This window comes from Virgibacillus salexigens, from assembly GCF_000723585.1.
In the GTDB taxonomy this organism is placed as follows: Bacteria; Bacillota; Bacilli; order Bacillales; family Amphibacillaceae; genus Virgibacillus; species Virgibacillus salexigens.
This window is the reverse complement of record NZ_CCDP010000003.1, coordinates 236,158-256,178: the sequence shown is the minus strand read 5'-3', so window position 1 is coordinate 256,178 and position 20,021 is coordinate 236,158. Positions and strand designations below refer to the sequence as shown.

At 37.7% G+C, this 20,021-nt stretch carries 15 protein-coding genes; all 15 read right to left on the bottom strand.

From position 1 onward, the window contains the following. Positions 1–94: 94 nt before the first annotated feature. The 15 genes from gatB to purH all read right to left on the bottom strand — a co-directional run bounded on the left by gatB (position 95) and on the right by purH (position 20,019). Positions 95–1,525, bottom strand: coding sequence for an Asp-tRNA(Asn)/Glu-tRNA(Gln) amidotransferase subunit GatB (gatB, locus tag BN990_RS19440; RefSeq protein ID WP_038246465.1), 1,431 nt, complete (start codon positions 1,523–1,525; stop codon positions 95–97). After that, the gene (gene gatA, locus BN990_RS19435) at positions 1,522–2,991 is read right to left on the bottom strand and encodes an Asp-tRNA(Asn)/Glu-tRNA(Gln) amidotransferase subunit GatA (protein WP_021290740.1); all 1,470 of its coding nucleotides are present in this window, start codon (positions 2,989–2,991) and stop codon (positions 1,522–1,524) included. The genes gatB and gatA overlap by 4 nt, the downstream gene beginning before the upstream one ends. Before the next feature lie 11 nt (positions 2,992–3,002). Next, positions 3,003–3,293: an Asp-tRNA(Asn)/Glu-tRNA(Gln) amidotransferase subunit GatC gene (gene gatC / locus BN990_RS19430; RefSeq protein WP_021290741.1), complete on the bottom strand. Its 291-nt coding sequence runs from the start codon at positions 3,291–3,293 to the stop codon at positions 3,003–3,005. A gap of 214 nt (positions 3,294–3,507) precedes the next feature. Further along, a complete protein-coding gene (gene putP / locus BN990_RS19425; protein WP_021290742.1) occupies positions 3,508–5,028 on the bottom strand; it encodes a sodium/proline symporter PutP in 1,521 nt (506 codons plus the stop codon). A 512-nt stretch (positions 5,029–5,540) separates the two neighbouring features. Further along, positions 5,541–5,681, bottom strand: a complete 141-nt coding sequence (locus BN990_RS22745; RefSeq protein WP_021290744.1) for a hypothetical protein — start codon at positions 5,679–5,681, stop codon at positions 5,541–5,543. Between the two features lie 13 nt (positions 5,682–5,694). After that, positions 5,695–6,984 carry a helix-turn-helix domain-containing protein gene (locus tag BN990_RS19420; RefSeq protein WP_306465040.1) on the bottom strand — a complete coding sequence of 430 codons (1,290 nt, stop codon included), beginning with the start codon at positions 6,982–6,984 and terminating at the stop codon, positions 5,695–5,697. 341 nt (positions 6,985–7,325) lie between these two features. Continuing rightward, positions 7,326–8,444, bottom strand: coding sequence for a CamS family sex pheromone protein (locus BN990_RS19415; protein WP_021290746.1), 1,119 nt, complete (start codon positions 8,442–8,444; stop codon positions 7,326–7,328). Positions 8,445–8,446: 2 nt separating this feature from the next. Then, entirely contained in the window at positions 8,447–10,459 is a 2,013-nt protein-coding gene (gene ligA, locus BN990_RS19410) for an NAD-dependent DNA ligase LigA (protein WP_021290747.1), read from the bottom strand. A 13-nt stretch (positions 10,460–10,472) separates the two neighbouring features. After that, positions 10,473–12,707, bottom strand: a complete 2,235-nt coding sequence (gene pcrA / locus BN990_RS19405; protein ID WP_038246458.1) for a DNA helicase PcrA — start codon at positions 12,705–12,707, stop codon at positions 10,473–10,475. 15 nt (positions 12,708–12,722) lie between these two features. Next, positions 12,723–13,403 carry a heptaprenylglyceryl phosphate synthase gene (gene pcrB, locus BN990_RS19400; RefSeq protein ID WP_031335426.1) on the bottom strand — a complete coding sequence of 227 codons (681 nt, stop codon included), beginning with the start codon at positions 13,401–13,403 and terminating at the stop codon, positions 12,723–12,725. Positions 13,404–13,706: 303 nt separating this feature from the next. Next, positions 13,707–14,009 (bottom strand): YerC/YecD family TrpR-related protein, encoded by a 303-nt coding sequence (locus tag BN990_RS19395; RefSeq protein WP_021290750.1) that lies wholly within the window; start codon positions 14,007–14,009, stop codon positions 13,707–13,709. Positions 14,010–14,030: 21 nt separating this feature from the next. Next, complete coding sequence (locus BN990_RS19390; RefSeq protein WP_021290751.1) at positions 14,031–15,167, bottom strand: DUF3048 domain-containing protein; 1,137 nt, start codon at positions 15,165–15,167, stop codon at positions 14,031–14,033. Between the two features lie 46 nt (positions 15,168–15,213). Further along, positions 15,214–16,956 carry an adenine deaminase C-terminal domain-containing protein gene (locus BN990_RS19385; protein ID WP_038246456.1) on the bottom strand — a complete coding sequence of 581 codons (1,743 nt, stop codon included), beginning with the start codon at positions 16,954–16,956 and terminating at the stop codon, positions 15,214–15,216. A gap of 256 nt (positions 16,957–17,212) precedes the next feature. Beyond that, positions 17,213–18,469, bottom strand: coding sequence for a phosphoribosylamine--glycine ligase (purD, locus tag BN990_RS19380; protein ID WP_021290753.1), 1,257 nt, complete (start codon positions 18,467–18,469; stop codon positions 17,213–17,215). Positions 18,470–18,486: 17 nt separating this feature from the next. Then, positions 18,487–20,019: a bifunctional phosphoribosylaminoimidazolecarboxamide formyltransferase/IMP cyclohydrolase gene (gene purH, locus BN990_RS19375; protein WP_038246453.1), complete on the bottom strand. Its 1,533-nt coding sequence runs from the start codon at positions 20,017–20,019 to the stop codon at positions 18,487–18,489. Positions 20,020–20,021 lie beyond the last annotated feature (2 nt).

Sequence of the window (20,021 nt, the reverse complement as noted above, 5' to 3'; positions counted from 1 at the left end):
TTGAAAAGAGGTATGCATCGAAAAACACATCGCTTTTTTCAAAACGTAGACTACCAAATCCGCATAAGATTGGTAGCCTTTGGTTTCAGTTTACTTATCGCTTGTCTATTTCTTCTAACAGGATTTTATTTACCATCGGCGGATTTGCCTGACCTTTCGTGGCTTTCATCACTTGACCGACTAGGAAGCCAACTGCTTTATTCTTCCCATTTTTATAGTCGATAATCGATTGTTCATTTTGATCTAGTACACCTGTGATAATCTCTCTTAACTGACCTTCATCAGAGATTTGAACAAGTCCTTTATCTTTAACGATCTGCTCTGGATCTCCGCCTTTTTCCACTAACTCAGCAAAGACTTTTTTAGCAATCTTTGAAGAAATGGTCCCATCATCAATTAGCTTAATCATCTTTGCTAAACCTTCTGGAGTAATAGCTAACTCATTTAATTCTTTATAATGCTTATTCATATATGCTGAAATTTCACCCATTAACCAGTTAGATACTTGTTTAATGTCTGCTTCCTTAGCAATAGCATCTTCAAAGAAATCTGCCATTTGCTTGGAATTGGTTAAAACAGAAGCATCGTATTCTGGTAAACCTAATTCTTCAATATACCGTTCTTTACGGGCATCAGGAAGTTCAGGAATATCTTGACGAATCCGTTCCTTCCATGCTTCGTCAATATAAAGCGGAACTAAATCTGGTTCAGGGAAATAACGATAATCGTCCGAACCTTCTTTGACACGCATTAAAATGGTTTCTTTTGTTTTTTCATCATAGCGACGGGTTTCTTGCAGAATCTCTCCACCTGCTAGCAATTCTTTTTCTTGACGTTTCTCTTCAAATTCTAACCCTTTTTGAACAAAACTAAACGAATTTAGATTTTTCAATTCCGTTTTTGTTCCGAATGCTTCTTGCCCAATTGGACGAAGGGAAATATTCGCATCACAGCGAAGCGAACCTTCTTCCATTTTCACATCCGAAACACCAGTATATTGAATAATATTTTTTAGTTTCTCTAAATACGCATATGCTTCTTCTGGAGAACGCATATCTGGCTCAGATACAATTTCAATTAATGGTGTACCTTGACGGTTAAAGTCAACATAAGAATAACCGTCATCTCCGTGTGTTAACTTCCCAGCATCTTCTTCTAAGTGTAGACGAGTGATGCCAATTCGTTTCTTTTCACCATTTACCTCAATTTCAATCCAGCCATTCTCTCCAATTGGTTGATCAAATTGCGAAATTTGGTAAGCCTTTGGATTATCTGGATAGAAATAGTTCTTACGATCAAATTTGGTATTTGTAGCAATATCACAATTTAAGGCCATTGCAGCCTTCATTGCAAAATTAACTGCTTCTTCATTTAATACAGGTAATACACCAGGATATCCTAGATCAATTGGATTTACATTCGTATTCGGCTCTGTACCAAATGCATTTGTACTCGGGCTAAAAATCTTCGAGTTTGTTTTTAATTCAACGTGTACCTCTAAACCAATGATTGTTTCAAAATTCATGCGTTGGCACCTCCTAATTGAGGGCGTTGTTTATGATGATCTGTTGCTTGTTCATAAGCATGTGCTGCACGAAAAACCGTATTCTCATCAAAATGCTTCCCAATAATTTGTAAGCCGATTGGCAGTCCTTTTTCAGAAAAACCACAAGGAACAGAAATACCTGGCACGCCCGCCAAGTTAACTGGGATGGTGATAATATCGTTCGCATACATGGTTAATGGATCATCTACTTTTTCCCCTATTTTAAACGCTGGTGTTGGTGTGGTTGGTCCAATAACAACATCATATGTTTCAAAAATGCTATCAAAGTCATTTTTAATTAGCGTCCGTACTTTTTGAGCTTTTTTATAATATGCATCATAGTAACCAGAGCTAAGCGCGAATGTTCCTAGCATAATACGACGCTTTACCTCTTCGCCAAATCCTTCGCTTCGTGATTTCTTAAACATATCGATCATATTATCTGCATTCTCGGAACGAACACCATAACGAACACCGTCAAATCGGGCAAGGTTTGCTGAAGCTTCAGATGAAGATAGTAGGTAATAAGCAGCAACAGCATATTTTGAATGTGGTAAGGAAACTTCTTCCCATGTCGCGCCTAACGATTCATAAACTTTTAACGCTTCTAACACGGATTGTTTAACTTCAGGGTCTACACCTTCAGCCAAATATTCTTTTGGTACGGCAATTTTAAGTCCTCTTACGTCACCTGTTAGAGCTTCCGTATAGGCTGGAACTTCAACATCCGCACTGGTTGAATCCATTGGATCGTGGCCAGCAATTACTTCTAATACACGTGCATTATCTTCAACATTACGGGTAATTGGGCCAATTTGATCTAAGGATGACGCAAAGGCAACTAGACCAAATCGTGATACTCGGCCATATGTTGGTTTTAATCCTACAACACCACAAAATGCAGCTGGCTGACGGATCGAACCACCAGTATCAGAACCTAATGAAAATAATACTTCCCCAGCAGCTACCGAAGCAGCTGAACCACCACTAGACCCACCAGGTACATAATCGGTATTCCATGGATTTCGAGTTGGTTCATAGCTTGAGTTTTCATTCGAAGAACCCATAGCGAATTCATCCATATTCAATTTTCCGATGGTAACGACTTGCTCGTTGTTTAATTTTTCCACGACGGTTGCGTTATACAATGGATCATTAAAATTATCGAGGAATTGGCTAGCACATGTAGTACGTAGTGCCTTCGTAACAATATTATCTTTGACCCCTGCAGGCATTCCGAACAAGGATTTATTTCGTTCCGATGACTCGTCTAATTGTTTTGCATATGCGATAGCTTGTTCTTCATTTAATGTAAGAAATGCATGAACATCTCCATCGACTTCTTTAATTCGTTGATATGAAGTTTCTACTAATTCTTGAACGGTTATTTCATTAATATGTAGTTTCGCTTCTAATTCTTTAATCGTATAATCAAATAACGACATACTTTTCCCTCCTACTCCAATATAGATGGCACACGGTACTGCCCATCTTTTTGATCAGGAGCATTTTTCATTGCTTCCTCTTGTGTAATCCATTTTTTTGGCTCATCTTTACGTAGCACATTTTTAATATCCAATACATGCGTTGTTGGTTCTACATCCGTCGTATCTAATTCATTAAGCTGTTCCGCATATGTAATGATAGAGCTTAATTGATCCGTGAACATTTCCGCTTCTTCTTCTGTTATATCTAAGCGAGCCAAATGAGCAACGTGCTTTACTTGATCTTTTGAAATATCGGCCACTATCTTTCCCTCCAAACGTATTTCATCTATATTATATACATTTATCGCCTGTCCATAAACTTTGGTAACACTATTGATAATAGCAGACTAACCCAACAATAATCAACTAAGAAAGAAAAGCGAGAGTAACTCTCCACAAGCAGCTTCGTATTATTTATCCATCTCATTATAAAACCCACCCCGTTTACGAGGTGGGTCATGGCTATTGTAGCTTTTATTCTTTCATTTTTTCTACGGTTTCATCAAAGTCAGCTTCTAAATCTGGATTCGGTTTATCGATAAGACTCACAATAACGGTGACAATCATATTTAAGATAAAGCCTGGAACAATTTCGTAGAGGTCAAAGATACCTCCAGATAGAAAGTCTCCCCATACAATTACCGTAATGGCACCTACAATGATACCCGCTAGTGCACCATTTCTTGTGATTCTCTTCCAGAATAATGACAAGATGATAATTGGTCCAAATGCTGCACCAAATCCAGCCCATGCATAACTAACTAGATCCAATACAGAGCTATCTGGGTTCATTGCAATAATTAAAGCAACAATCGCAATTATCACTGTAGCAATACGTCCAACCCAAACAAGCTCTTTACCAGTAGCTTTTTTACGGAAAATAGCTTTATAGAAATCTTCTGCAACCGCTGAAGATGATACAAGTAACTGTGAATCAACGGTACTCATAATTGCAGACAAGATTGCCGCTAGTAAGATACCGGCAACTACTGGATGGAATAGTATTTGGGAGAAAGCAATAAATATCTTTTCAGGATCGGCTAACATTTGTAAACCATTCTCATTAACTACTTGAATCCCGAATTCAGACAGAATCGGTACTTCTTGTGTACTGATAAATGCTAGTCCTACAAAACCAGTAAAGATTGCTCCATAAAGTCCTAAAATCATCCAAGCTGTTCCAATAAATTTCGCTTTCGGAACATCTTTCGCCGAACGTAATGCCATAAAACGAACAATAATATGTGGCTGTCCAAAATAACCTAAGCCCCAAGCAAGTGATGAAATAATTGCCATTATTCCAACACCTTCAACCATATTGAGGTGGGAAGGATTAATTTCACCAACAGCTTGTACCGCTTGATTCCAGCCACCCATTTGATCTAATGCGACGATTGGAACAACAATTAGTGCAAGGAACATAAGAATACCTTGAATAAAGTCTGTCCATGCAACCGCTAGAAATCCTCCAAGTAACGTATAAGATACAACTACAACCGCACCAATCCACAGAGCAGTTTCGTATTGGAGACCGAATGAAGCCTCAAATAATTTTGCTCCTGCAACCATTCCTGAAGATGTATAAAAAGTGAAGAATAACAAAATTACGATAGCAGATATAACACGAAGAATATGTGAGTTATCTTTAAACCGATTTTCAAAATAATCTGGGATCGTAATGGAATTATTTGATACCTCGGTATAAACGCGTAATCGCTTAGCTACAAATTGCCAATTTAAATAAGCACCTACAGCTAACCCGATCCCCATCCAAGCTTCAGACATACCAGATGCATAAATCGCTCCAGGCAAACCTAATAACAGCCAACCACTCATATCCGATGCACCAGCACTCAATGCAGCTACGCCTGGACCAAGATCACGTCCACCAAGAACATAATCTGATAAATTATTGGTTCGATAATACATGATGAGGCCAATCGCCAACATCCCTAGTAGATATACTATAAAAGTTATTAATGTCGTAAGATCCACGTACTATTTTCTCCTCTCGGTAAATAAAGTAATCAACGATAATAAAAGTACAATTGGCATTGGCACAAATAGCCAAAACCAGGTGGCACCTTGAATCGCATAATCCATAAAGTTAAATAACCCCTCTCTGATAAGGTCCGTTTTTGTTAGAAATTCTAACAATTAAAAGAAGCACATCGACTATGAAATCATATATTCGTCTTTTTTTCAAGCTCAGGAGACAGCTCAAAACAGCGGTGCATCAACATTTCGCTTCAAAAATCAATCATATATAGTCATATGTTATGATGAATTATGATTTTCATACATGAAACAGATTTGTCTCACATTTAAGACAATATTGTCCTATTCCTTCTGAATACCTCGCTTAAACTCCAAATTTATAAATGCAAAAAATTTTTTCTAAAAAATGCTTTTAAGCAAAAAAAACCTGGAACAGGTTCCACGCCATTCCAGGAAATTCCATCATATAGTAATAGGGTAAAAAATTAAAACCAGTTTAAAGAAATTAATTAAAGCTGACTAGTTGGAAGCTCAACAGAATAAACTTCTGGTTCCATGTTCATTGCTGAATCAGTTGATTGGTCACTTACAAACACAAAACCTGCAACTAGTACTGCACTAAAAGATAAAGTAGCAAATAATTTTTTCATGTTTATCCCCCCTTTACAGGTTAATTAACTCGTTATAAGTGGAGTTTGCAAGTTTATAATATTTAACAGATTCTTTATACTTACCGTTTTCCTCAAAATAGTTGCCCAGCATCTTAGCATAAAGTACTAGATTTCCATAATCTTCATGATGTTTTAGGTAAGGTATAAATTCATCTGTTACAAACGATTTAAATTTCTCTTCTTCATTATTTAATGCATACGTATATGTTTGTATTAAGTATGAATAAAGTTGATAATAGTGATTATCTTTATCATATGCTTTATTTAATATGATCTTTGCCTTTTCTGCCATTTCACTCGCACGTTCATAATTTTTAAGATTATAATACTCCTGTATTAATGAAGTAATTGCTGTAAGCCTACCATTTATATTTATAGATTCTTCCTCATCCTCAACTACAAATAAATAATATTTAATGGCCTCTTTTGCATTTCCAACTGTTGAATACAAATAACCTAGATTGTGATTGGTTAATTGTATAACTTGATTATTTTTTTCTAGTTCGCCAAGATGTTTTGCTAAATTATAATTCTTAATCGCTTTATCATACATTTTAATCCGATGATACGAAATTCCAAGTAGTATATGACATTGAGCGCAACGAATAAAATTATAGTTCTTCTGAAAAATATCCATTGCTTTATTCGCATAATCAATTACTTCTAAAGTGTTTCTTAATTTACTATTCGTAACGGAAATGGTGTAGTGCAAATCGGCTATCTCTGTTTCATCAATATCAATTTGGTTGATTTTGTCCTCAGCGATTTTATATAAGTGCATTGCCTGGTTAAACTCACCTGTATGAGAATAATAATTCCCTTTAAACTTACACCAATAATAGTGCTGAGTTATATTAAATGAACTAGCCATTTCATTTAATTCATTTATCTTTGATAGAGCTTTATCTATTTGACGTAGTACTAAATAATATCTAATTTTGTGAATTTCAAACATTAATAGGCTATCATTTAGACTTTTATCCATCATGCCTTGTAGTTCTTTGTATGTAGCTATTATTTTAGTTTTATCATAGACATCATAAAGCATTTCATACCATTGCTTACATTTTTCTTCAAGATTACTATCTACACCGTCACTCAGTTCAATTCCTAAACGATTGCATAACAATTGAATGATTTCTGGACTAGCCTCGGTTTTCTTATTTTCAATCTTAGATAAATAGGATAGTGAAACGATGCCTTCTGCTAGGTCTCCTTGTGTCATTTCTTGCTTCGTTCGTTGTAATTTGATAAACGGGCCAATTTCTATCAAACTTCCCACCCACCATCTACTATATTTAGATTTTATTTCTTGTATAGTGCTATTATAACATAAATTCAGATAATTCATATTGGGAAAATTATCACTCATTCAGGCAATTTTTTTATGAAAAACGGTTAAAAAAGTTCCTAATTTTCCTCAGACAGGAAAATTTTCATTTCAACCTTGAAAATCAGTGAAAAAAGCACCGTTTTTACATGTGACTAAGGTTTTATAAAATTACAACTTTTACGGTAATTAACTTGACTTGAAGATAATAGATTAGGTATTCTGAACTGCAAAAAAGATCCATGAAAAAAGGATGGACCATTCTGTTCCATCCTTTTTTATCCTTTAACCCTCTAATGAAAAACATGAACGGTTGGTTTATCTGAACCAGCTTCACGATAGATAATGCTTTCCAATTTATCGCTAGAGGTGATCTTTATTTCTAGATCATAATAATCAGCGAACATATCTTGAACCAACCCATAGGCATATTGAGTGAACCCTACCACTTCACCTTTCCCATAGAATTCAATTGGAATTTCTATGGTCATTTTTTGGAGCTCTTCATTTACATAGAAGCCTTCTCCAATTACACCAACGTAATTAGGGAAATAGTTTGCAATTTCTTTCCCAAAACTATTGACGATCTCCTGATCCTCGTAGTATTTTTCTTTTCCTTCATCAGACGGAAACAATATAAATTCCTCATCTATTGAATCCCATTCTCCGATAGAAGCACTGTCTCCAGCAACATTTGTTTTTGCTACAAAATTGCCTGGGATTGGTGACGATTGATCTTCCTCACGGTAGACTCCCAACATAATTGGTACATCTTCCAATCCTTCAATTTCTCGAGCACTTTTAACGATTTTCTGTGCGATTTTATTTGCTTGCTCCATCATTTCAGATTTCGATATAGAACGGTAATAATATGGTCCGCCAACTTCTGTTTGGTAACGATATACTGATTTCATAGCAATTCCTATGGAAATACCAGCTAATTTAACCGAATTATCTTCCTGCTTAACGAGATAATTTTGTTCTAAGACATGAGAAAGATAACGTGGGTTTTCCTCATAGTATTCTTTCCCTGCTCCCTCTTTCTTAGGTGGGTTTAATTCATCAATCCACTGCAGGACAGTCTCCTCCGTTATATATTGACCCTCTTGAAATAAATACTTCTCTGGATCATATACTTCCTTGGAATGACGGCGAAGACCTTCTTCCATCTCATCAATATCTAATCGGTTAGCTACTTGGCCAACGATAACACCTCTTGCTTTACCTGGTTCAAATGGCAGAATCATTTTATAATTTTCATCTGAGAGCTGGTAGCTAGGTACAATCGCTTTCTCTTCCTTTGAATTAGATGACTCTTCATCATTCTGAACAACTTCTTCTTCATTTACATCAGGTGCACAACTCGTAAGCAATAATAGTGTGCCGATGAGCCATATTGTTGTTTTTTTCACGATTACACGCTCCCGTTTTCAATGGCTTGCTGGAATTGCCGCTCGTTCCAAACTTCTACGTCTAGTTTTTCAGCTTTTGCTAGCTTTGAACCTGCATCTTCCCCAGCAATTAAAATATCGGTCTTCTTACTTACACTTCCAGTGACAGTTCCACCTAACCCCTCAATTAATTCCTTGGCTTCTGATCGTGTATATATTTCCATCTTTCCAGTTAACACGATTGTCTTATCGTTAAACATACTTTCTTCCGACTGAGCCGTTGGTTTAATGCCCAAGTAAGTCATGTTAATCCCAAGTTCTCTTAATTCATTTAAAAGATCAACTACTTGTTGTTCTTGAAAATATTGAGCAATGGAATCAGCCATTTTATCACCGATTTCATTAATTTCAAGTAAGTCTTCATAGGTTGCTTGTTGAAGTTTCTCCATTGTTTCAAATTCCATCGCTAATGTCTTAGCCGCTTTGGAGCCAACAAATCGAATTCCTAATCCAAATAATAAACGCTCTAATGAATTATCTTTGGAAACTTCAATTGCATGAAGTAAATTATCTACGGATTTCTCACCCATCCGTTCTAATTTTAATAATTCCTCTCTATCCAAGCGATAAATATCTGCAATAGTTTTTACCAAGTTTGCTTGGAATAACTGAATAATTACTTTCTCCCCAAGTCCGTCAATATTCATGGCATTCCGAGATACGAAGTGGATAAGCCCTTCTTTTAACTGAGCTGGACAATTGGGGTTAATGCAACGCAGGGCCACTTCTTCTTCTAACCGTACTAATTCGCTATGACAAGCTGGACATTCCTCCGGCATATGAAATTCTTTTTCATTCCCTGTTCGTTCTTCCGTCATTGCTCGAACAACCTTTGGAATGATGTCACCAGCTTTCTTGATAACCACTGTATCTCCAATACGAATATCCTGTTCACGAATTAGATCCTCATTATGCAAGGATGCACGTTGTACAGTCGTACCAGCAACTTTCACAGGGTTCAAAATAGCAGTAGGGGTCACAACGCCAGTTCTTCCTACATTTAGTTCAATGTCAGTGAGTTTCGTCACTGCTTCTTCTGCCGGAAATTTATAAGCAATTGCCCAACGTGGACTCTTGGCAGTAAAACCAAGTTCCTCTTGTTGTGCTAAATCATCTACTTTAATAACGATGCCGTCAATCTCATAGTTTAAATTGGGACGTTCGGTTGTCCAATAATCTACATATTCCAATACTTCTTCAATTGATTTACATTTTTTCCACTCTGGGTTGGTCTTCAACCCTAATTCCTTTAAACGCTCCAACCGTTCACTATGTTTTGTTAAATTGCTATTATTCCATTCGCCAACACCATAAAGAAAAATATCTAGATTTCGTTTTGCTGCAATCTTAGGGTCCAATTGACGTAGCGATCCTGCAGCAGCATTACGTGGGTTAGCAAACGGTTCTTCGTCGTTAGCCTCTTTTGCTTCGTTTAAGGCAAGGAACGATCGATGTGGCATAAATGCCTCTCCACGGATTTCTAAGGTTTCTTTTTCTGTAATCGACAAAGGGATGCTCCGAATCGTACGCAGATTACTAGTTATATCCTCTCCAGTCGTACCATCACCACGAGTAGCACCACGAACGAATTTTCCATTTTCATAAGTCAGCGATACAGCTAAGCCATCAATTTTGAGCTCACAAACAAACGCTATGGATTCATCTGTTCCTTGACTAGCGCGACGAGCAAAATCTCGTAAGTCCTGTTCATTAAATGCGTTTCCCAGACTAAGCATAGGTACATTATGTTGGACTTTTTGGAATGCATCTAATGGCTCGCCTCCTACCCGTTGGGTAGGTGAGTCTGGACTTATCAATTCAGGATACGCCTCTTCTAGCTTTCTAAGCTCCTGCATTTTTTGGTCATATATCGCATCAGGAACAGAAGGTTTATCCAAAACATGGTACTCATAATTATATTGATTTAAAACTTCGGTTAATTGTTTTATATCTTCTTGTGCTTGTTGGCGATCCATGCAAGCACCTCCCTTATTCCTTCGTAATTGGCGCAAATTTAGCCAACACTCGTTTTATACCAATTGGTGCTGGAAAGGCAATATCCAATTCCATTGCCTCTCCTTCTCCTTGAACTTTTACGACCGTTCCAATGCCCCATTTTTTATGACTGGCTTTGTCCCCAGGTCCCCATGTTTGATTCTCCGCACCAGTTGTTTTTTGCATTCGTTCTGCTTTTCGTTTCATCGGTGCAGGAGTTGGTTTAGTTGTTGACTTGGCCGGCTGTCCAAAACCACCGCCAAACATAGTTGTTTTCGCATCTTGTATTCCCTCCATTAATTCTTCAGGAATTTCATTGACAAAACGGCTGATTGGATTCATATTGGTTCGACCAAATAATGTTCTCATTTTCGCATGTGTTATATAGAGCTCTTTTTCTGCCCGAGTAATACCTACATAAGCAAGACGACGTTCTTCTTCCATTTCTTCCTCATCAAACATCGATCGACTATGTGGAAAAACATTCTCCTCCAACCCTATTAAGAAAACGATCGGGAATTCCAGCCCTTTGGCAGCATGCAGCGTCATTAATGTGATTTTTTCTTCTCCTTCCGCCTCCTCTTCGTCAACTTGATCAATATCTGCAATTAAAGCAAGGTCTGTTAGAAAGGCAACAAGCGTTTTATCTTCACTGACTTTTTCAAAATCTTTTGTAACTGTCATAAATTCTTCCAAGTTCTCTAGCCGACTTTGTGCTTCTAAGGTCCGTTCATTTTTCAACATGGTTTCATAGCCTGTTCGCTCTAATACAGCTTCTACCATATCCGTTGCTGTTAAAAATTCTTGTTGTTGGGATAACGATTGAATCAGCTTGCCAAATTCAGCTAAAGCATTTGCAGCCTTTTTGGATACTCCGGTAAAATCAACTTCTTTAACGGCTTCATTAAAGGAAATATCATGAAGTGCAGCATATTCTCGTAAACGTTCAATGGATGTCTTGCCTACCCCTCTTTTTGGAACATTTACGACGCGTTCAAAACTTAAATCGTCATCCGGATTCATTATCAGTCGCAAATAAGCCACCATGTCTTTGATCTCTTTACGCTCATAGAATTTTGTTCCACCAACCATTTGATAAGCGATATTAGACTTTACCAAAGTATCCTCAATGGCCCGTGATTGAGCATTTGTTCTGTACAGTATCGCCACATCATTTGGTGAATATCCACTACTGTGAGTAAGCTCTTGTATTTTATCTGTAACAAATAAAGCCTCTTCTTGTTCGGTAGATCCTTGGAAGTAATGAATATGTTTTCCATCTGGATTTTCCGTCCAAAGATTCTTTGGTTTTCTACCACTATTATGTTCAATTACTTTATTAGCAGCAGTAAGAATGGACTTCGTAGAACGATAATTCTGCTCAAGTAAAATCGTACGCGATGCCGGATAATCCTTTTCAAAAGTGAGGATATTGGTAATATCCGCACCTCGCCAACGATAAATAGACTGATCTGAATCACCTACAACGCATAAATTCTGATACCGACTAGCAAGTTGCTTCACTAATTGGTATTGTGCATGGTTTGTATCCTGGTATTCATCAACATGAATATATTGAAATCTTCGCTGATAATATTCCAACACCTCAGGTACACGTTTAAATAGATGAATGGTCTGCATAATTAAATCATCAAAATCTAATGATTGATTTTTCTGGAGTACCTTTTGATACTTTTCATATATTTGACCAACTTGACGTTCATAGAAGTTACCTACATTTTTGTTGTATTCTTCTGCTGTTATCAGTTCATTTTTTGCCGCACTAATTTGCCCAAGCATTGCTCTTGGTTCAAATTTCTTCGGATCAATATTTAAATCTTTTAGAATCTGCTTGATAGCAGACAACTGGTCACCACTATCCAAAATTGTAAAATTACCGCTATAACCTATTCTGTCAATATCCCTACGTAAAATCCGTACACACATAGAGTGAAAAGTAGAAACCCACATTTGATCACTCTCTGATCCAACTAATCTGCGAACACGTTCTTTCATCTCACGGGCAGCCTTATTTGTAAATGTAATCGCTAGAATATTACGAGCTGCAACATCTTTCTCCTCTAATAAGTAAGCAATCCGATGGGTTAACACGCGCGTCTTGCCACTCCCAGCACCCGCCATAATAAGCAAAGGACCATCGGTATGAGTAACAGCCTCTTTCTGCTGTTTATTCAAGCCTTTGATTAAGTCATCTTTCGTCTTACTCATTTTTTCACCGCCTCATTAATAACTATCTTTTACTGCTTTCACCGTTTTTAATGCCTGTTTTATATCTGTATAGATGGAATTACCGACAATCACTACATCGGCATGCTGTTTCATCTCACGGGCTTGTCCAGCTGTTTCAATTCCACCACCATAAAATAACAGCGAATGATCCAATTGTGTTTTTACTTTTTCAACTAGAGCTGGATCGCCATACATCCCACTGTATTCCATATAAAAAACTGGTAAATGAAATACTTTATCTGCCATATACGCATAGGCAATAACATCTTCTTCATCCGGTAAATAACTGTTCGTATGTACGAAAGCTTTTGCGTCTTTATTTAAAATACAATATCCTTCAAATAATATTTCACTATACTCAAGCATATCAACAAACTCTTTAATTGCTTGATGCTGGATATCCATCATCCATTTTTTCTCCTTCGAATTAAGAACCATTGGAATGTAATAATAATCAAAGCCAGGAGTAATAGCTTCCATGGATGATATTTCTAAAATACAAGGCACCGTATACCTGCGAATGCGAGAAAGCAAATCCAACACGCCATCTAACGTTATGTTATCTGTCCCGCCAACAATAATTGCATCTGTATCTGATTCACATATCATCTCCAAATGGTCATCCGATATTTCCTTAGCAGGGTCCAGTTTAAAAATATGTTTCCAGTCTTTCATCTTGTTATCCAAAATTATAATCCCCCATTATCATAATCCATTCATTTATTATACCAAAAATCATGTTGGGAATTTAGAGATAAGGGTATTCTTTTTGAGTTGATTAAACTAACTTTATTTTGGTAAAGTAAATCCTCCAGTAGTATGGAGATTTCCTTCTCACTGATTGTTAGTACTGTATGGATGTAAACAAGGCCACCTATGCTTACTTATAAGCATTTTCTTATTACTGCCTCATTAACTGGTGAAAAAAAGAGAGGTTAACAAACAAAAATTCGTCATCCATAGATGACGAATAAATCATTATTCCTTTTTATTATCTAAAATTCGATCCAAAACTAATTGATACCCTTCACTTCCATAGTTAATACATCTTCGAACTCTGGAAATAGTAGCTGTCGAGGCATTTGTTTCTTCCTCAATTGCATTATACGTACTTCCATCCATAAGCATTTTAGCCACTTGTAACCGTTGGGATATCGAATGGACCTCTGACATAGTAGCAATATCATCAAAAAAACGATAGCACTCTTCTCTATCCTTTAAAGACAGAATCGCATCAAATAGTTGATCTAATTGTTCTCCACGTAGTTTATCTATTTGCACAGCAAAGCCCTCCTGCTTCCATTACTCGTTTGATATCGTGACAGACTCCTCAAGTCCCGGGGTAGCTGGAATTACATTTATCCATGTTTTACCTGGAGCAAATGCTACTGTTTTTCCATCTTTAACTGGAACAATTCTTCCATCTTTGTTTTTCCATTGCAGCTTTTGGACTACACCTTTTTGAATTAAGTATGCATTGCCTCCTGATTCCATATCTACCGCACGACGACCAGCATCGTCAATAACTTGATGTGGAGTTTCTATAATAAATACATTACTGGGTTGAATCGGTTTGTCAGACTCTAATTCCACGGTCTTTTTCCGATCATTATATCTCGTATAGGTTTCGGAACGCTTATCATATTTATATTCAACGATTTCCATTGGACTGTTGTTGGAATAGACAATTTCTACATGTTCGGCTGTATCGCCTGTTACATCTTCGTCTTCTGATAGAAAAGGTAAGGCCTCATAATCCGCAGTGACATCATAACCCTTTTCTTTCGCTTTATCATAAACCGCTCCCAGCTGTAAATATGAATTATGAGGAGCATCTCTAAAAGATTCTCTATTAAATAATACCCCATCATTATCATAAAGTGAACCATTGAGATGGTCAATTTCTCTATCTTGTATCATTTGATCAACAAAAGTAGCAGCACCATGATATAGGTACAGCGCATTATAAGCATTAGCTAACTCGAAATAGTATTCCCTCGCACTCCTGACCGGACCGGCTACCTCTGGCATTTCACTCTGATAAAGGGCTAGGAATCGGGTTATTCTTCCTTCAGCAAGAATCTCAAAGACAATATCCGCCTGGGATAATCCCGTCTGCGGTCTTGCCTTTGAATGATTATTGATCATCACGCCAATGATTCTGTTATCAACAGCATCATTGGATTCTATTCCAGTCAAAGGATAAATATCTTCAGCTACAGCTGAAGAATCGGACTTATCTTCAAGCTGGTTATCCTTCGATTCATTATCTCGGGCTTGCTTTTCATCGCTACAGGCTGAAAGAAGAAGTAATAATACAAGCATTATTAAAAATAGTTGGCTTGTCGCCTTGTTCTTAATGGCGGAATCCTTCCTCTTGCTTATACTATTTACCATACGACTTGTCATTTGCGACAGTACAATAAATACGTTTTTCATATTTCACCAGCACCTTTTGAGATAAAGTTTTATGTTATATTATACGCTAACACATTGTTGCTGGAAATAGTACCTCTTTTTTCTTTACATCAATAATACCCTGTGGCGTAATTCGTACATAAGGTAAGTGGGTGGAAGACAAGAAAAATATGGAATAGACTGGATCGCTAAAGGGATAGCCAAATTTCGTTAACTGCTCTTTCAACTCAGTTTCTTTACGAATGAGCTCTTTCATTTCGCCATGAAACATCATTCCGCTTAAAGCGAGCGGCAGTTCAAAAATAATTTCCCCATTGTGAGCTAAGACGATTCCTCCACCTAATTCTCTTAGACGTTTCCCTGCTAATTTAATATCGCGTTTATCTTTTCCGATAAACACAAGGTCTCCGGTTGTTGAATAAGAGCTTGCTACTGCCCCAAGATCTTTTGTAAACCCACGAACTGTAGTATTGACTCGCCATTTGCCATTACGATCAATCATTAATAAAAAAGCATCGCTTGTATTATCCGGCAGCTTTTCAACAGTAATATCAATCTCAATTGGATATGGCTTCATAATGACATCACTTACCATTTCAAGCCCAATTGGAACGGAGAATTGTAATTCTCTACTTCCAATTTCCCAATCTAAATCCAATGGTTCAAGCCCATATTCCTTCCAATTAATAGTTTGTTCTATTGGTTGTTCTATTCCATTTTTTACAATCCACTTTCCCTTAGCAAGTACACTGCTGGGATGTGGGTTATCTTTTTCATCTAATATATTTATATGAGCAAACCTTCCTGGCGCAATACTACCAAGCTGTTCCTCCATTCGGAAATGCTTCGCTGCATTGTAGCTACCCATCAAATAAGCTTCTTCAAGCGGTATTCCCCTTTTTATTGCAATATCAATACATATATTGATTAACCCATCCTTATAAAATCCAGGAGTAGCCCCGTCGGTAGTCAACGTTATATTCTCATATGTTTTAAGATCGGCAGCAATAATATCATCCAGTAGCTTTGGTAAGTCTGGTCGAATCGATGAATGCCGCAGACCCACTTGAAATCCCAACCTCAGACGTCGAATAACTTCTTCTCCCGTTATCGATTCATGGTCCGCATTTACCCCAAGCAGTTTCATCTTAGTTAATGTTCGTTCTGAAGCACCTGGGAAATGACCTTCTACCGGTTTACCCTTTCGCTTCGTTTCTTGAATCCAATAAAGCAAACGATCGTCTCCAGCTAATAATTCGGGCCAAGCAGTTAATTCACCACCTTGAACTACTGCTGGGTGCTTAATCCATGCCAATACATCTTCTGTATGAAATAGTTGATCCCCTTCTTGTAATTCTGTTTGTCCATCAAACCTTGCCCACCAATACATGGACACAGGATGCTTGCTAAAATCATCCAATATAGAAAACGCTTTCTTTTTGCGCAACAAAAATAACCAAGGCAAGTTATCATTTATTAATGTTGTTGTTCCCGTTTTTGCAGCATGATTTGCTAATTGTTCCGGATTATATAATTGAAAAGGATGGGCATGCGGTTCAATATAGCCAGGTACTGCATATTTCCCTTGATAATCAATTACTTCCGTGCCACTCATATTCAATGGCATGTTATCACCAACATATACGATACGATCCTCGTCTATCCAAATGTTTGCTTGCAGCCATTGTTTGGTATACGTGTTTAAATACGTACTATTTTTTAGTACTAGAGTAGGTGCAGCATTTCCATCAATAATCCGTACATGTTGTCTAATCTCACGATTTCTCCAATAATATCCGTTTCTTTGCATGGCTCAACAACTCTCCATCATCTTTATATTTCCTTTATTTTACCATATTTTTTCCTTTCATACTGTTATGATTTTGTAAATGGAGATGAAACTTTTGTGAAGACAAACTGGGATGTAATTATACGACTCAGACCCGTGCTGTTCCTAAAATAAGTCACCCATATCATTTGTTACGGTTATAGGTTATTTACTGTACATAAAAAGCTCCCCTGTCTATTATGAGGGGAGCCATTCGGAGCATATACGGAGTTATATGCTAGGCTTGCTTCATTTCGGTTTTTGCAATATCTGTACGATAAAAGAACCCACTATCCTTATCGATTTCAGAAAAAGTAGCATATGCTTGATTAGCCGCTTCTTCCAATGTATTCGCAACAGATGCTGCTAGAAGAACACGACCTCCATCCGAAACAAGTTTATCATTGACATATTTTGTTCCAGCATGGGTAATGATTGCACCATCACGTAGCGACGGAATTTCCACTTCTTTTTGATACACGCCTGGATATCCACTAGACGCCAATACGATACCGACACATGCTTGATTATACCAACGTAGCTCTGGATCCTCGCCATTAAGGACATCTTGTATAACTTGTACTAGATCGTTCTTTAATAAAGGGAGAATTACCTGGGTTTCTGGATCACCAAACCGCGTATTAAATTCAATCACTTTCGGTCCTTGAGGTGTATTCATTAAACCGGCATAAAGAATACCTGTAAATGGCCTTCCTTCTTTGATCAGACCATTGACCGTTTTTTGTAAGATGTTTTTATATGCAAATTCAATGTGCTCATCGGTTAAATCAGGTACGGGAGAGAAAGCGCCCATTCCCCCTGTATTTGGCCCTTGATCATGATCAAAAGCACGCTTGTGATCCCTAGCAGGTACCATTGGGTACACCTTATCCTCATGTACAAATGCCATTAATGAAAATTCGTTTCCCGTTAAACATTCTTCAATGACAACGGTCGCCCCTGCTTCAGCAAATGTCTTTTCGACAAGTATACGATCAACAGCTGCAAATGCCTCTTTCTTCGTCTGCGCCACGATTACCCCTTTACCAGCGGCAAGCCCATCTGCTTTCACAACGATCGGTGCACCTTTATCATTAATGTATGCTTTTGCTGCTGCCACAGATGAAAAAGCGTGATAATTTGCTGTAGGAATATCGTATCTTTCCATAAATTGTTTGGCAAACTGTTTACTGCCTTCTAATAAGGCAGCTTCTTTAGTAGGTGCAAAAATAGGTAAACCTTCTTGTTGAAATCTGTTAGCGATTCCTTCATTCAATGGGGTTTCTGGGCCAACAATAGTTAAATCGATTGCCTCTGTTTTCACAAAAGAAACTAAACCTTCGATATCCATTTCATCAATCAGTGTACAGATTGCTTGTTGCGACATCCCACCATTTCCAGGAGCTGCGAATATCTTAGAGACTGCTTTGCTTTCAGCTAATTTCATTATAATACTATGCTCGCGTCCTCCACGACCTACAACTAAGATTTTCATGAAATGTCCCCTTTTCCTTAATGTTTAAAATGACGCATACCTGTATAAACCATCGCAATTCCATACTCATTACATACATCGATTGAGTCTTGATCACGTTTCGATCCACCTGGTTGAATAATCGCAGTTATACCAGCTTTCGCAGCAGCTTCAACAGTATCAGGCATTGGAAAGAATGCGTCTGAGGCAAGAACAGCATCATTTGCTTGTTCAGCTGCCTGCTCAATCGCAATATTTGCTGCGCCTATCCGGTTCATTTGTCCAGCCCCAACGCCAACTGTACGTTTATTTTTAGCTAAGACAATTGCATTGGACTTCACATGTTTTACAGCCTTCCAGGCAAATAATAAGTCTTCAAGTTCCTGGTCTGTTGGTTTACGGGTTGTAGCCACTGTTAAGTCATCAATGTCAATACGACCATGATCCTTCGTTTGGATCAGCATACCGCCATTTACAGAAGTGTACGTGTGCCCTTGTTTTGCTTCATTGGCTACATCTAGTTTTAATAGACGAATATTTTTCTTTACTGTTAGTCGTTCCAATGCCTCATCAGAGAATCCAGGAGCAATCACAATTTCTAAAAATATGTCACTAAGGCTTTCAGCTGTGGGCAAATCGATTACTTGATTACATGCCACGATACCACCAAAGATAGAAATTGGATCCGCATCATAAGCACGTTGAAAAGCTGTTTCGATCGAATCAGCCACTCCGATGCCGCACGGGTTCATATGTTTTACTGCAACAGCCGCAGGTTCTTGGTATTCTGCCAAAATTTCTAAAGCAGCATTTGCATCTTGAATATTATTATATGACAATTCCTTTCCATGCAGCTGTTCCGCCAAAGCTAAGCTACCTTGTTCCGGGATCGAACGTTTGTAGAAAGCAGCTGATTGATGGGGATTCTCTCCATAACGAAGGGATTGGGTTTTTTCATATGTAATTGTATACGTTTCTGGAAAATCTTCGCCCGTTTGTCCCGCAAAATAGCTTGCAATGAGGGCATCATAATCTGCAGTATGACGAAATACTTTTGCAGCTAGCCGTTGTTTTTGCTCTATAGATAATTCACCATATTGAAGGGAAGAAAGTACATGCTGATAATCAGCTGGATCAACAATAACAGCTACATCTTGATAATTTTTGGCTGCTGAACGAAGCATTGTAGGTCCACCGATATCGATATTTTCAATAATATCTTCTTTCGATACGTCTGGCTTTTGTAACGTTTGTTTAAACGGGTAAAGATTAACAACAACCATATCAATTGGGGTAATTTTATTTTCTGCTAACTGACTTTGGTGCTCCTTATTATCACGTTTCGCTAGTAATCCACTATGGATGAATGGATGTAATGTCTTTACTCGACCATCCAATATTTCTGGAAACCCGGTAATCTCATCAACTGCAATAGCAGGTATATGAGCGTCTTGCAAAACGCGTAAAGTACCTCCTGTTGAGATAATTTCAAAATCTGCCTCAATTAAGCCTTTTGCAAATTCTGTGATCCCTTGTTTATTTGATACACTGACTAATGCACGTTTCTTCATTG